Annotated in this window: 11 protein-coding genes and 2 pseudogenes; 9 read left to right on the plus strand and 4 right to left on the minus strand. The window is 37.8% G+C overall.

Going from position 1 to position 15,990, the window contains the following annotated elements; all coding sequences use genetic code 11:
• Positions 1–247: 247 nt before the first annotated feature.
• Together H5201_RS20830 and pyrC are read right to left on the minus strand one after the other, a co-directional pair.
• Positions 248–457 (minus strand): cold-shock protein, encoded by a 210-nt coding sequence (locus H5201_RS20830; protein ID WP_145241558.1) that lies wholly within the window; start codon positions 455–457, stop codon positions 248–250.
• A gap of 322 nt (positions 458–779) precedes the next feature.
• Positions 780–1,832 (minus strand): dihydroorotase, encoded by a 1,053-nt coding sequence (pyrC, locus tag H5201_RS20835; RefSeq protein ID WP_182740019.1) that lies wholly within the window; start codon positions 1,830–1,832, stop codon positions 780–782.
• A gap of 249 nt (positions 1,833–2,081) precedes the next feature.
• Here pyrC and H5201_RS20840 point away from each other — a divergent pair, with 249 nt between their 5' ends.
• Positions 2,082–4,451, plus strand: coding sequence for an EAL domain-containing protein (locus H5201_RS20840; protein ID WP_182785298.1), 2,370 nt, complete (start codon positions 2,082–2,084; stop codon positions 4,449–4,451).
• A 59-nt stretch (positions 4,452–4,510) separates the two neighbouring features.
• On the opposite strand, the gene H5201_RS20845 is transcribed toward H5201_RS20840, so the two are convergent.
• On the minus strand, positions 4,511–5,929 hold the full coding sequence (locus tag H5201_RS20845; RefSeq protein ID WP_149982889.1) for a YjiH family protein: 1,419 nt from the start codon (positions 5,927–5,929) through the stop codon (positions 4,511–4,513).
• 67 nt (positions 5,930–5,996) lie between these two features.
• Positions 5,997–7,058: an outer membrane protein assembly factor BamC gene (gene bamC, locus H5201_RS20850; protein ID WP_182717927.1), complete on the minus strand. Its 1,062-nt coding sequence runs from the start codon at positions 7,056–7,058 to the stop codon at positions 5,997–5,999.
• A gap of 352 nt (positions 7,059–7,410) precedes the next feature.
• Here bamC and H5201_RS20855 point away from each other — a divergent pair, with 352 nt between their 5' ends.
• The 8 genes and pseudogenes from H5201_RS20855 to H5201_RS20895 form a co-directional block, all read left to right on the plus strand.
• Positions 7,411–7,944 carry a glycine cleavage system protein R gene (locus H5201_RS20855; protein WP_145241549.1) on the plus strand — a complete coding sequence of 178 codons (534 nt, stop codon included), beginning with the start codon at positions 7,411–7,413 and terminating at the stop codon, positions 7,942–7,944.
• Positions 7,945–7,954: 10 nt separating this feature from the next.
• A pseudogene (gene bcp, locus H5201_RS20860) lies at positions 7,955–8,326 on the plus strand (thioredoxin-dependent thiol peroxidase); the annotation flags it as partial.
• A gap of 119 nt (positions 8,327–8,445) precedes the next feature.
• Entirely contained in the window at positions 8,446–9,690 is a 1,245-nt protein-coding gene (locus H5201_RS20865) for a tyrosine-type recombinase/integrase (protein ID WP_182785299.1), read from the plus strand.
• On the plus strand, positions 9,687–11,492 hold the full coding sequence (locus H5201_RS20870; protein ID WP_182785300.1) for a site-specific integrase: 1,806 nt from the start codon (positions 9,687–9,689) through the stop codon (positions 11,490–11,492). Before H5201_RS20865 ends, H5201_RS20870 begins: the two co-directional genes overlap by 4 nt.
• A 9-nt stretch (positions 11,493–11,501) precedes the next feature.
• A complete protein-coding gene (locus tag H5201_RS20875; protein WP_182785301.1) occupies positions 11,502–13,556 on the plus strand; it encodes a site-specific integrase in 2,055 nt (684 codons plus the stop codon).
• Positions 13,549–14,019, plus strand: a complete 471-nt coding sequence (locus H5201_RS20880) for a hypothetical protein (protein WP_064435899.1) — start codon at positions 13,549–13,551, stop codon at positions 14,017–14,019. The genes H5201_RS20875 and H5201_RS20880 overlap by 8 nt, the downstream gene beginning before the upstream one ends.
• A 95-nt stretch (positions 14,020–14,114) precedes the next feature.
• Positions 14,115–14,573, plus strand: coding sequence for a thioredoxin-dependent thiol peroxidase (gene bcp / locus H5201_RS20885; protein WP_182785302.1), 459 nt, complete (start codon positions 14,115–14,117; stop codon positions 14,571–14,573).
• 483 nt (positions 14,574–15,056) lie between these two features.
• A pseudogene (locus H5201_RS20895) lies at positions 15,057–15,990 on the plus strand (IS3 family transposase); the annotation flags it as partial.

The following is a 15,990-nucleotide window of genomic DNA, read 5'->3' on the forward strand; positions in this document are numbered from 1 at the left end:
TGGTGTTGAGTAGCTGACTAACTGTATACAGTTGGTATAAAAAGTTTATAGAGGGACGCAAAGATGTACACCGCTTGTATTGAGCAGCATTTGGTCTAGTGAAATAGCATTCAGAATTTAGTGTATATTTATTGAATTTAAAAAAGTAGCGGTAGAAGATTTATTTTAAAAAAGAATTTGATGAGAGGAATTATGGTGAAACAGAGTCCTGTTTCACCAAGTTGAACCTAGGTTCACATAATAAAAATTATGCTAGTTCTACGTTCTCAGCTTCAGGGCCTTTTTGGCCTTGCTTGATGCCGAAAGACACTTGTTGGCCTTCGCTTAGAGTGCGAAAACCTGAGCCTGTAATAGCGCTGAAATGTACGAATACGTCAGGACCATTTTCTTGTTCAATAAAACCGAAGCCTTTAGCTTCGTTGAAGAACTTAACTTTACCAGTAACCGTGTTTGACATACCAAATTTTCCTGTAAGTCAATAATTAAAATTCAGCCAGATTGGCTATATCCTCCCTGAGTGAATGCCCAATAAATCGCTGGGATAAAGTACAGGAAGAAGTAATAACCATTAACCGGAAACCTTACACGCCGCACATTAACCAAAAAATTCAATACGCAAAAACTCAAAGCAAGTTAAGGTTAACACAATATAATTGTTTTAGCTCTATTAATTGAGAATTATTTTAATGCTTTTAACATCAACTCAATAAAACCGTTCAAGTGATTAATTTTAATACAAAAAGCCCACCTTTCTTAGCTGTGCTTTACTGACTTTATGGTTATTTAATCAGCCAATCAATTGTGCTTTCGGCTTTAATTGGCACTACGTGATCATTTCCTAATGGGTAACTTGCTGGCACTGTCCATGGTTGCTTTAGAAGTGTAACTGTATCTGTATTACGTGCTAAACCATAAAAGTCTGGACCAAAATGACTTGCAAAGCCTTCTAGCTTATCAAGCGCACCGGCTTCTTCAAATGCTTCCGCGTATAACTCAAGTGCAGCATGAGCGGTGTATGCTCCGGCACACCCACATGCGGCTTCTTTTTTATCTTTATAATGCGGCGCCGAATCAGTACCTAAAAAGAACTTAGCACTGCCACTGGTCGCAGCACTAATAAGTGCTTGTTGGTGTGTATTACGTTTTAATATTGGTAAACAGTAATAATGTGGGCGGATCCCCCCCGCTAGCATATGATTGCGGTTATACAATAAATGATGTGCCGTAATGGTTGCAGCCACATTATCAGAGGCATTATTTACAAAATCAACGGCATCTTTCGTGGTGATATGTTCAAGCACAATTTTTAAATCTGGGAAGTCTTGTACCACATCAATTAAAATTGTCTCTAGAAATACTTTTTCACGATCGAATATATCAATCGATGAATCTGTCACTTCACCATGGATCAGCAATAACATACCAACTTCTTGCATGGCTTTTAATGCTGGGTAAATCTTTTTAATTGATGTTACACCAGAATCAGAATTTGTTGTCGCACCTGCTGGATACACTTTACCGGCAACGATTTTACCAGTGGCATGCGCTTTTTTGATTTCATCCGCGCTCGTGTTATCAGTTAGATAAAGCACCATCAGAGGCTCAAAATTTCCTTGTGGTCCAGCCGCCATAATACGGTCGCGATACGCTAAAGCCGTTTCAGTACAGGTTGCCGGAGGAACTAAGTTTGGCATAATAATAGCGCGTCCCATATAACGGCTAATATCACGCACTGTATCTTTTAATTGATCCCCATCACGTAAATGAACATGCCAATCATCTGGGCGAGTGATAGTTAACATTGACTGAGTGTCGAAGGCTTGCTTTGTCATTACTTGTTTCCTCGGCTGAATTTAGTTGATCATATGCATATGCCCTATCTGAGTAAAGATTTTATTGCGGTTTTTACTGATGCTTTTTATCAACGGATAGAATGAAAGCACTGAATCATCAATAGTTTGGCGTGCGTTTTCCTTTACGTACATATCTTGCTAATTTTATTTATTCTTTGTCTAAACGTTAACATTCCGTTAATCTATAGATTCATTAATGACACAAGACGGTATATTCACGCGTGGCATATGCAGAATAAAGTAGAGTTATCTTCAGCGCTTGATGCTAAAACCGAGCAACTGAGTATTATTAATCAGTTTTCATCAAGCTTATTACAGTTAGATAAACTCGATGAGCTATTCAACTATGTCACCACTGAAGTAGTTAAACGGCTAGGTTTTGTTGATTGTGTTATTTATATTGCCGATGAAAGTGCTACAACCTTGCATGAAGTCGCATCAATGGGAGTGTCTCCTACAAATAGTAACTATGCCATAGAACGAAAAACCATCGCATTTAATCAAGGCATTACTGGTTATGTTGCTTCAACAGGAAGCGCAGTCATTATTGGTGATGTCAGTACTGATAGCCGTTATATCGCAGATGTACGCCCTGCAATGTCTGAACTATGCGTACCATTAGTTTATAAGCAGCAGGTTTTAGGAGTTATAGACTGCGAGCATCCGGTACGTAACTATTTTAGTGATGCCCATCTTGAAATTTTAACCACCGTAGCGCATTTGCTCAGTGCTAAAATAAATCAGGTCAACACCGTTGAAAACTTGCAACAAACGGTAAGCAAATTAAATGCAGCACAAAAGCTAGAAGGCACCCTGTTACAAATAGCAAATTTAACCTATCAAGCCAATGATTTAGATACTTTTTTAGAAGCATTGCATGGCATTATGACCAACTTGCTGCGCGCTGATAACTTTTTGGTAGGGCTATACAACAAAAATATCGATATTCTCGATATTGTTTACATTGTCGAGGAAGGAGTACGTTCAAATGCCCATAAAAAGATATCAAAAGAGCAACTAAAACATACCGCATCCTATTATCTTTTAAATTCCGAACAGCCATTACTATTAAATAAAAAAGAATATCAACAACATATAAATGATGGCCACTTTAAAATGGTGGGTCGCCAGTCAGAATCTTGGCTTGGTGTACCATTTAAAGTAAGCGATCATATAAGCGGTGTGATCGTGGTACAAAGTTACGATAAAACTCACCATTATAATGATCATGACCGCACCCTACTGACGTATGTCAGCCGCCAAATTAGTATGGCCATCGACAGACAACTATCTCGCCAAGCACTGGAACATCGTGCTTTGCATGATGAATTAACTGGGCTTGCTAATCGCTCTTTACTAATTGACCGCATTAAGCACGGCATTTTACGGCTTACTCGAACACCCAAAGGGCGATATCATGCGTTGCTGTATCTAGATTTCGACCGTTTCAAAAGCATCAATGATTCATTAGGACATGAAGTGGGCGATCACTTTTTAATCGCCATTTGTAAGTTAATTAAAGGCACAATTCGAAATACCGATACATTCGCACGACTCGGTGGTGATGAGTTTGCTATTTTTATGGAAAATATCACTCACAAAAACCAAGTTAACGACGCACTAAAACGGATTAAAAAAGTCCTCGCTGAGCCACTTAATATTGATGGCCATTTACTGCAAGCTTCGACCAGTATTGGCGTTGCATTTTGTGAAAACGAAAACGACAAAGCCTATCAGTTATTACAGCATGCCGATGCTGCAATGTACGAAGCTAAATCAACAGGCCGTGGCCAAGTAAGATTTTTTAATAACACCATGCGTAAAAAGCTCAAAAGCCACGCTGATATAGAAAATGATTTACAGCATGGCATTGAGCATAATGAGTTTGAGTTATATTATCAGCCGATCTTTGCTATACAACAATGTAACGTGGTCGGTTTTGAAGCACTCGTGCGTTGGCATCACCCACGCAAAGGCTTTGTCTCACCTAATGATTTTATTTCAATAGCAGAACACACTGGGCAAATAATTAATCTCGACCTGCATTTATTAGATCTGGCAGGAAAACAAATAGCTGCGTGGCAACAACAAGGTAAACGTTTCTTACGTGTGACAGTGAATGTTTCCTCACGACATTTTGCAAGCATAGACTTTATCTCACAAATTCATGCTATTTATAATAAATATGAGCTAGCATTAGGCTCCTTATGTTTAGAGATCACCGAATCAGGTTTGATCGAAAACTTAGAATTAGCAACTAAGATAATTGAAGGGTTAGCGCCATTAAAAGTAAAGTTATGTTTAGATGATTTTGGCACGGGGTACTCTTCTTTGGGTTACTTACACCAACTGCCAATTCATGTGCTAAAAATTGATAAGAGCTTTATTGACCGCCTTAAAGACACCGCCACGCCATTGGTTGACGCCATTTTGTCATTGGCATCATCACTTAAGTTAGATGTTGTAGCCGAAGGAATTGAAACTCAAGAGCAACTCGCCATATTACAAAAAACTCAATGTGATTTTGGCCAAGGCTTCTTAAAAGCTAAACCCCTGCCCGCCGATCAAGCAATTTTATTGATTGATAAACCACTTTAACAACCATAAAAAAAAGCCTTGATTAATCAAGGCTTTTTATAAATTAACAACTGGCAGGATCAGCCAACCAACCAATGTGCCATCAGGGCAATAACAGGTAACGTGATCAAGGTTCTGAGAATAAATATTACAAATAATTCAAATATATTGACTGGGATTTTACTACCCAATAAAAGCGCGCCCACTTCTGACATGTAAATCAACTGGGTTACACTCATTGCCGCAATAATAAAACGAGTAACATCACTTTCGATCGTGCCAGCAGCTAATATTGACGGGATAAACATATCCGCAAAGCCAACCATGATCGTTTGCGCAGCAGTTTCTGCTTCTGGGATTTGTAATAACTCTAAAAATGGGATGAACGGTTTGCCTAAATAAGCAAATATCGGCGTATATTCAGCAATAACTAATGCGAACGTGCCCACAGCCATAACCACAGGTAATACTGCAAACACCATATCTAATGCGTTGTGAATACCTTCTTTTATGGTACCAGCAAAGCCCGGTGAGTTTTTAGCTTTGTGCAGCGCTACATGTAGCGCATGTTTGAACACATTTTTGCCATGTGGCACGCGTTCTTTATGCTTATCAGGCTGACTTCCATCAATATATATATCTTTTTTAAAGCTCAATGGCGGTATACGTGGCACGATCAGCGCAGCAACAACCCCAGCTAAACAAACGGTTAAATAAAACGGGGCAAATAATTTTTCCAGCCCTACTTGGCCTAATACCACCAAACAAAACGTAATTGATACCGCGGAGAACGTAGTACCGATAATCGCCGCTTCACGCTGAGTATAATGCTTTTCTTCATATTGGCGCGCAGTCATTAAAATACCCACACTGCCATCACCTAGCCACGAGGTTGCACAATCAACAGCACTTCGCCCTGGAACGCCAAATAACGGGCGCATTACTCTAGTTAATAATGTGCCTACTAACTCAAGCAAGCCAAAATTCAACAATAAAGGCAGTAATAAACCCGCTAAAATAAATACCGAAAATAACACCGGCAATAAATCTTTTAGCACTAAGCCACCGGTATTTCCTGATGTAATACCATCGAAAAGTGGAATTAAAAACTCTGGTAACGTCGATTTAAAATCCGGATTATTAATACTTAAAACCGTTAAGATAATAAACGCCATACCAAATAAGCGGATCACTAGCCAAAGCCAATGCACATCAAAAAGATGCTTTAAAATAGTAGATTTCATTAATACCGCAGGCTTAAAAGCCTTGAAAATCAATGATAAAACACCTGTAGTACAAATAATTAGAGTGATCAACGTATCGGCATACGATGTAATATGTGCTTGCACCGCTTTTGCCATAACAGCGATAGGAATAGTCATTGCCCCGTCCATTGGCACTGGAGTCATGAATAAGAGGACGCCAATCAATGAAGGAACTAAAAAATTAAACCATACCTTAAAGTCAAACTGCGGGTGAGAGGAAGCTAGATTAGACATTATTTTCAACCTGTAGAAACCACAAAAAGAGCAAAAGCTCTTTTTGTGGTGTTATTATTATTTATTATTAAATTTTAATACCGCGTTGGCGCAGAGCACTTTCTAACGCTTGTTGTAAGTCATTCATCGTACCAGGCTCTAACGTTGTGCCTTCATCGTCCATCCACGTTAAGCTAGTACCACCTTCTTTGGTGCGACTGACTAAGATTTGATATTGGCCGTTTTCAATCGGCAATTCAGCAAGTTCTTCACCCCAAATTGAATCCCAAACACTTGATTCAGGTTTGTTGTAATCAGCCGTGATCAAACCACGTTCTTGATCAATTTCAACTATCGTAAACGATAGGCGCTCAAGAAATCCTGAGAAACGATCAAATATTACAAAGTAATCCTGTTCAGTTACCAGTGCCGCATTGCCTTTATTATCAAAACCCATTTCCAGCGAAATAATGCCTTGTTGTTTACGTATTTCAACTTCAAGTTGACGATAGCGATAATCAAACTCAGCCACTACTTGGTTCAGTGCACGCACTTCTAGCTGCTGTTGTAAAACTGGTGTCAATGGCACATCTTTACTTTTATACTCAGCTAACTTAGCGCTTAATGAAGCTGTGCGTTGATGTGACTTTTCTTCAATAGTAAAAATAAAACGTTGCTCAGATACCGCAGTATCGCTATCCCATAACCAACCTTCTTCAGGTTTAATTATGGCATACCAGTCAGTTTCTATTGAACCTAATAACTTATCTTGTTTGATTGCCTTTGTTTGGTGTTCCGCTAACACAGCGTGCACAGAATCCCAAATAAACTCATCTAAATCGACAATACCATCGTTTTTATCAAAATAAACGCGTGCTTGTTTATCACCTTCTTCAACCCAACTGCCTTTTGCCACAGTTAATACTTGTGCTGGGGGACGATAGTTTGTTGAATCCGGATTATTGTCATATTCCGCCACATCCATTTTATAAATGGGGTCTAAAGCTGGCTGAGCCAATTGTCCTGGCACTTGTACCGGCTCACTGGCACGGTAATTACGTTTTTGATGCGCTTCGTCAGTGAACACACCACATCCTGACAAGCTAACCAATACGCTTACAGCAAGCGCTTTTGGGATCCAATACTGCACAGATAATTCTCCTTAGCATACCCTTAATTGTTTTAACAAATATATGAGTGGGTTATGCCGATTTGGTTCAGTGTAAAGTCAATATTAACTTTACGTATCTTGTTTTTATGCAAAACCCGTTACTTTGGGGTACGGCTAAACGTAAGTGTCAGCCTGTCAATATGCAAAATTTTAACTATGGTACTTTCCCATGCCACTAAAAACAAGAAACACTGTGCTTTAATAACAGCTTAATTATCTCGGCCTGTAGTTTAGCGATTGTTTTGTGTTAAACTTCGCCGCCGTGTGGTGGTAATTGCCGGCTTAGCTTACTCTGATTGTTATTAATAATATAACCTAGGTACTTGAATTCATGACTGCTTTTTCAAATCATCAGATCGTTTTAACTGCCATTGGCGATGATCGCCCTGGTATTGTCAGTGAATTAACCCAATTAGTCAGTGACTGTCACTGTAATATTATTGATAGTCGCATTGCCATCTTAGGCAATGAATTTACATTTATTATGCTGTTATCAGGTGATATGTCGGCAATCAGCCGCATTGAACACACCCTGCCCCTCAAAGGCATGGAGCTGGGCTTACTCACTATGATGAAGCGGACAGCCAGTCATACTCAAAGTGAATTTTGTGCTGGCTACACCCTCGAATATACAGGTATCGATACACCTGGCACGTTAAGTAAAGTTACCCGCTTTTTTGCCGACAACCACATTAGTATTTGTTCTTTAAAGTCAGATACCTATGACGAAGAAAAAGATACAAAAATGCGCTGTGAACTGGAGTTTAACATTCCTGTTGAGGTTGACATTGATACGTTTAAAGTCCAATTTGAAGATCTGTCGCGTACTCTAAACGTAGATTACATATTTCGACGCATTCGCTAAGGAGCAAAGCATGAACACAATTAATCCATTACAAGCCGGCGACAAAGCCCCCGCTTTTAGCTTACAAAACCAAGATGATGAAACAATCGTCCTTGCAGAGCTATTAAAAGAGCAGCAAGTATTAGTGTACTTTTATCCAAAAGCATCTACACCTGGTTGCACCGTGCAAGCTGAAAACTTACGTGATGAAAAAGCTGTGTTAGCACAGCTAAATACCCGCGTGGTTGGTATCAGCCCTGATCCGGTAAAAAAATTAAAGAACTTTGAAACCAAAAAAGAATTAAACTTTGACCTACTTTCAGACGAAGATCACGCGATTGCAGAAGCATTCGGCGTATGGGGCTACAAAAAGTTTATGGGTAAAGAGTACGACGGCATTCATTTATACCCCCATTAATATTATGCACACTAAATACTAAAAAGTTAATCCCTCCTTTCTAAAACTCAATTTTACTACTACGATTAAAAACTGCACAGTCTTAATGGATAAAGTACGTTTTTATGGAGCAATTCAGTTCTTATATTGTCGCTAATGAATCCGTTGATCTATCAAAGTCTTTATTAAATGAAGATGAAGGAGTCTGGTTATCTGTAACCAAGCTTCATAGTGGTGTAGTTGCATTAGATGAAAAAATGAGAGTACTCCCATTAATTTCTGAATTTCTATCCTATAGCTTCCGAAACAACAAAATAAGCCGTCACACGGCAAAAACGTACGCTAAGAATCTGAGTTATTTTTTGGCTTATCTTAAAAATAGGAAAGAATTTCAAAAAACCAACCTTGATGAAGCATTCCTTACGGTATCAAAATTTGTTATCGAAGAATATTTAGCGGAATTAAGAACTAAATATGATTTATCTACTGCAACAGTACGAAATAGAGATGCAACACTTCAAGCATTCATCCACAAATTCCTCTATCAAAATCACGAACTACGAAACGCATATATTGAGAAAAGCCCGTATTCAAGTGGATTAATAAGTGGTCCCGTAAAGCAAAAGCTTGTCATTTCATGCTCTTTAGATGAGTTAACAAAATTAATAATACAAAGTGGCTCAGAGCGTGAAAGGCTCATTATTCAATTTATTTTTGATTCTGGGGTTAGAAGATCAGAGTTAATAAACATAACTAAACAAGATATAGAAGATGCTATAGAGTTTAATAGTCAAAAGTTGATACACCAAAATACGGACATGCCAGTAATATCACCCTACGCCCCACTTTCGATACAAGGTGTGAAAGGCAGACATAACAATACTAAGCAAAGAATGACCTTGGTAAGTCGAGCTGTTTTGAACCGTATAATGAGATACCATGCCTCCCCCCTATACAAAAAGCATTCAAGAAAGTATTCATCCCTATCAGAAACCCCTGCATTCTTTAATGCCGAAGGACGCCCGATTACCCCCAAATGCCTGTCTAAGTTATTGGATAGACTATCAGAGCGTGCATTAAAGAAAGGTATGCTATCCAAGCCTATGTCACCGCACAAATTAAGGCATGGTTACGCATACGATTTACTTCAATCACCTGACATAGGACAAACCTACGTGGACAGGCTTGCTGTAGTGCAAAAATCACTTGGCCATGCATTCTTAAGTAGTACTGAGGTTTACACAAAAATACCTTCAGAACTATATAAAACAATAACTAATAGCGACGGTGAGTTATTAACTAAAGCGGATAGAATGGAAAGGCTTGTCAAAAGCACACAACTTAAAATATCACTTAAGGACAAGAAATGACAAAAAGAAAAACAAGCTTAAGTGAATGGGATACACTAGTTGATACACCTTTAACTTGCATTGAAGATTTAGCGCTGCCCTCCCAAGCCTTACCTTATCGACAATTGACACATTTATTTGCATCAGTTTATAAAACAAAGGTAAGCCGCTCCTATAAAGATGATGTTCATGCTACACACTCTCATGTTACTGAACTTATGAAAGAAAAGTTTGGTAATCAACCAATTTATTTGACTAAAGTACTGAATGAATTTTCATTAGATGATTTTCATGCATATTTGAAAAGCTGCATGTTGCTCGACAAGATACATAATCGGTATGCAAACGTTTTGCAAAGTACCTATAAGAACGTTCTGAATAAAGCTATAGAGCTCAAAGTTCCAAACTTTAAAAGGTTTTATTTACCAAGTTCTTTTTGCTACCAAACAAGAGTAACCGAACGCTACAAACCATATAGTAAGAATGAGAGAAGAAAAATTGATGAGGCTATTGAAGTTGGAATCGACAAAGCTTTAAAACTCCTTATTCCTTATGAGAAAACAGGAAGAGGTAGAGCTATTCTCGATGATGACTGTATGCTCTTAGAGGGTGTAGAGAACTTAACACTAGATGATGCTCGTTGGATTTTTGAGAATAAAATGGGATGTATTCCCGTTACTAATAGTTATGGTTTTCGAGGTAAACGAGCCTATAGAGCTTTCTACCAAATCATTAAAGACAATGGTGCGTATTATCAAAATGTATATGAATCTTGGGGAGTTTTAAGTAAGGTTACAATGAAACATTTACTTCCATTTTTGCTGAAACTGTTAAAAGTCACAGGTATGAATGTTGAGTCAATTTATAACCTTGAAATTGACGACCTAGTAGACTCACACCCTGCAACTGGGAAACCTTGTTTAAGGTATTGGAAGAACCGCTCTGATGGCCAGAAGTTATATCACTTAGATATATTCAAGGCTGACCTTCAATGGCTAACCCTTAGCCAAAGTGAACAAGTGAAAGAAATATTTAATAATGTTTTATTGCTAACATCAAAAGTAAGAGAAAAAGCACCTTTAGAGCATAAAAGTAAACTATGGTTATTTGAAACATACAACGGTTTAATCAAATGCCTTCCCGTTATGTATCACCTTTCAATGGCTATAAAAACCTTTTCTGCCGAACACGAGCTTTTTAAACAAAATAGTAACGAGTTACTTTTAGAGACAACAAGGTTTAGACCTACATTTATCAGCGACCTAATAGGGGAAGGAGTTTCAATTAGGGAAGTACAGCTACTAATGGGTCATAAAAATCTCAATACAACAATGCGCTACCTAGATATTCATGATTTTGGGCAGACCGCGAGAATAAAAATTAAAGATAAATTGATAGAACTTCACAGAAACATTAGCTCTTCAGTTAGTAGTAAACCTCATAAAAAGGTAGGCAACAAAGAGTCGCTACCCATATCAACCCCATTAGCGACGTGCAAAAATATTTTTGACCCACCTGAGTCTGTGAAAAGTCTATCTAACTACACACCTGGAAAGCCTTGTAGTACTTACAACATGTGCCTTAGTTGCCCTAATGTAATCATAACCAAAACTGATTTGCCAAAGCTCTTTGCGATGAAACGTGATTACCTTATTAAAATTCAAAATAGTAGAGTATTAGATACTCCATTTGGACATGTTATAAAAAGTAACCTAACACTTTTGAATTCGATTCTAGATTCGAACTTGTCCGAATTTAGTGCCGAAGAGCTCAATGATGCTGAAAAAGTATCTCTTTATATAGCAACCACAGAGCTTATTTAGGAGTTTGAAATGGAAAGGCTACCAAAACATTACAGTTTACTAAGTACTATTGCTGAGCTCAAAAAAAATAAGCTGGATTTCTTAAGTGCTGATCCCGACAGAGTTACCGACAATAAAAGTACGTTATATCTAACCAAGTTGTTAAATCTACCAGTTTCCAGTATATCAATCTTCGATGACACTGAGTGGGATTTTAACTTAGAAAACCCTAATGCATCTGCAAACATCACAGGTAGTAAATTAAAAATTAACTTTAGTAAATATAAAAACATCCCACCATATGTGATAATCGAGCTAAAGTGCATGCTACTTAGTGTTCAGTTAACACCTGAAGTATTTATTAATAATCGTAAAAAAGCCAAAAAGGCTAATATTACTAAGCTTGCTACAAACACTATCTTAGGGCACTTTAAATCAGGGTTTAGATTGTTAGACACACTTTTTAGAGTTTTAAAAGTTAAACTTGGTAATGAGCATATTGAAAAAATATATTCCTCTCTTACTCAAGTTCAAGCCATCGATTACAGAGAAACAGCCCAAGTTCATACCAATACCTACAATGATGACTTGAGACAGTTTTTTTCTTATTTACTAAACCCATATACTTCAGAGCACATTTTTGGAGAAAATATTCCTGCCTTTGATCCAGACCAATTCAGTTGGAAAAAAAGATATAAGAAGAAAGTATCAAACCAAGTGATACCTAACGCAACTTTTGATAAACTTATCAGAGCTTCATCTTTAATCGTACACGATTTTTTACAAACTATGGAAGAGGAAGTATTAGACTCTTACGTAAGCAGATATGCATCACAAACCGAAACTCAATACTGTAACAAAGCTGGAATTACCAAGTATACATTTCAACTTTATCGGGCTTTCCGCCTTTTGAGTGCAGGCTATGAAGATAGCTATATTGATTCAAAGTATGGCATCCCAGATGAATTACGTAATTCCAGAGGAAAATATAATTTAAAAGATATGACCTCCTATCTTGCTAGGTGTCATGGTTTTAATTTCTCACTATCAAAAGTTAACAAACATTTAATGTTAGTATCAAGTGCTGCAAAGTATCTAATTGGTCAATATACAGGAATGAGACCTTCAGAATTAGCCGTGATAGAATTACACTCTTGCCTCACCGAAGAAAGTGGCATAAAGCTTCTTCGCTCTCATGTTTTCAAAGGAAAAGATACTTCTACTAAAGGCCTTTTTGATGATAAATGGGTTGTTATCCCTATTATTGAAGATGCGATAAGAGCGATAAAAATTTTAAGCACAATTACACAAAGAAGCTTGATGTTTAGCTCTCTCCACACAAAGAAAAACAACGAGAAAGAGAAACTCCAAACCTCAGTTATGATCCGTCACCAGATAAAAATACTCATAAAGCTAGTTTCGCCAGACGATGATCTTGGCTTTAGTAATTCCATGATGCGTCACACACTTGCATATCAACTTTATAGGTTAGAAGCTGGCTTGCCACTAATCTCATTCCAGCTTAAACATTTAGTAAATACTGTAGATAAGTTTCTATCAAGGGGTTCAACAAGTGATGTGACTATGGGCTATGGTGGAATTGCTGATAGCCTTGTTGAAAGTCAAACGGCGCAAAAGCTCAGAAAACAATCAGAAATTGAAGTAATCAAAGCAACAGCAGACCCTGACGGTAATTACCTTGGGGGTAAAGCTGATGAGCATAAAGAGCGTCTTAAAATAGCATTTAGAGGTTATATGGCGAGCGGATATTCAAAAGAAGAGATTTTTGAAGCTATGGCTGAGCAAGGTCTTGGGGTAATAAATGTAGGGTTAGGATACTGTTATGGTTCAGACAGTAATAATGAGAGTCTCCCCTGTATAGGCTCACTAAGATGTAACCCCAACAGGTGCTCAAACGCTATAGTCAGTGAAGCAAACGCACCATACTGGAGAGAGATCTATTCAACCAATTTAGCTAACCTTAATAACCCTAGCTTTGCAGACAATAGAGAGCAAATCAAAGAAGTCATCAATGAGGCTAAAGGCGTATTAACATTACTTGGTCATGGAGTGCCCAATGAGTAATCCGTTTGACACCAAAAATCAACGTGACTTTGATGAAAATACTGAAAAGCTAGTTGCCGCAATAGATAAAATAAATAATACGCCTTCCCTGCCAGCAACTATAGCTGAGCTTTCTAGATTAACAGGCCTTCACCGTAATGCTATAAGTAATAGAGTCTGGCCAAATCAAAAACTTAAGCTTATAAAAGAAAAAAGAAAAAACCAAAAAAAGGCAGAAACCAATCCTACTGTAAATAAAAACCCTATAAAAGTTTTGGAAGAAAAATTAGACAATGCAAAAAATGAGCTTGTGTATTGGTTTAATAAAAACCTTGATAATGAGAAGCAAATTAAGCAGCTAGAAATAAACTTAGAGCGAATGTCATTAGCGCGCAATGACTATGAAACGATGTTAAAACAAGAACGTGATAAAACAACTGAACTAACAAAACAGTTAAATATCATGCGTGACTTGTTATCATAGGGCTAATTAATACTCCTGCTAGCAAAAATCGACTATTAAATACTACATAGTATTGAAGTCTAAAGAAGTTTAGCAAAATAAAGAAGGATAAGAATATGATAGAAGTTGGCCAAAAAGCCCCTGAGTTTACGTTACAAGATCAAAACGATGAATCTGTATCACTTGCCTCTTTTAAGGGCAAAAAGGTATTAGTGTATTTTTACCCAAGAGCATCGACTCCTGGCTGCACAGTTCAAGCATGTGCATTGAGAGACTCTAAACCAGAGCTTAATGACTTAAATGTTGTGGTTCTAGGAATTAGCCCTGACACACCAAAAAAGCTGACTAACTTCACTAACAAACAAGATCTTAATTTCACTTTGCTTGCCGATGAAGATCATGCAGTTTGCGAAGCTTACGGAGTTTGGCAACTGAAGAAGTTCATGGGCCGTGAAAATATGGGCGTAGTTCGTACTTCATTTTTAGTAAATGAGAATGGTGACATAGAACATGTCTTCAATAAATTCAAAACTAAAGATCACCATGAAGTAGTTTTAAACTATTTGAACCAATAAATTTATAAAAGCAATGTAGTGGGCTCAAATAGCTCACTACATTTCCTTTACCTGATTAGGTACAACTGAGTTTGACCCTTAAGGTAAAAGTCACCAAGGTTACTTCATTTAAATGCAACACTAAAGTTATCTTCTTTTGGGTATATTTGAATACGTCAGATTCAATTAACAGGACTCAATCAAATCTGACAGTCGCACATGTGCCATATGCGGACATTGAAGCCGACTTAATAATACTGATAACTACGTATTGTAAATCTGCTCGAATTGCCACTAGTAAATGTGTTTCGTTTTACCAAGTTCTGTCTAAATCCTGAGCGTATAAAGAAATAGCTCGTTGATATTCTTTAATAGCATTACTATTCGTCGTGGATACTAAAAGTTCGAGCAGCAACTTTGTTGCTTCTTTGTGACGACTGTAATGGTCTAATGAAACTGGACAGGTTTATAGCGTAAAATGAGCTAAACCCAAAAGGTATCACTATGACCAGAAAATCAAAAGTAACACTCAGTGCACAACAAAAACTTGAATATGCCAAATTAATGGTAGAAGAAGGTTATACCAATAAGCAAATTGAAGAGATGTCTGGCGCAGGAAAGTCAGCAGTATCACGTTGGAAGCAACAATATCTATCTGAGCTAGATGGTAAGAGCCCGGGAAATGTACAAGCACTCACACCAGAACAGCAACGTATTCAATTGCTAGAGAAGCAGCTACAGCGCGCTTTAAGGGATAATGATATATTAAAAAAAGCCACCGCTTTCTTCATTCGCGACAATCAAAATTTAAAGTAATTAAAGCATTGAAGAAAGCGACCCCAAGCTATACGGTATCTGAGTTGTGTCGTGCTTTAGAAGTCAGTACAAGTAGTTATTACTATGCGCCCGTCGCGCCAAATAAGTCAGAGCAGGCACTGCTGGCGTTAATTAAATCTATCGCTGACGATTCTGGTTATACGTATGGTAGACGCAGAGTGAACGTTGAACTGAATGCGTTAAATCATACGATTGGAATATATAAAACAGCGGCACTGATGAAAAAGTTGAATATAAAAGCCATCAGGCCGAAGAAAAAACATTACTACCCTAACTCAGGTGATGAACATAAGTACGCACAGAACCTCTTAAAACGAGAGTTTAACCCTGATTCACATAACACGCATTGGGTCGGTGATATTACCTATATCAGGAACCGTCAAGGGTGGAGCTACTTGGCCTGTGTGTTAGACTTATCAACGAGGGAAGTTGTAGGGTATGCCTTATCAACAAGCCCAAATGCTGAATTGGCTATAGCAGCATTGAATAATGCTATTAAGCGTCAACAGCCGGTTCTTAATCAACTGATGTTTCATTCCGATCAGGGGTGTCAGTATTCTGCGGCCTCGTTTAGAGCTCGGTTATCACAACTAACTATAAC

The sequence above is a fragment of the Pseudoalteromonas sp. SG43-6 genome (genome assembly GCF_014164365.1).
Classification (GTDB): Bacteria; Pseudomonadota; Gammaproteobacteria; order Enterobacterales; family Alteromonadaceae; genus Pseudoalteromonas; species Pseudoalteromonas rhizosphaerae.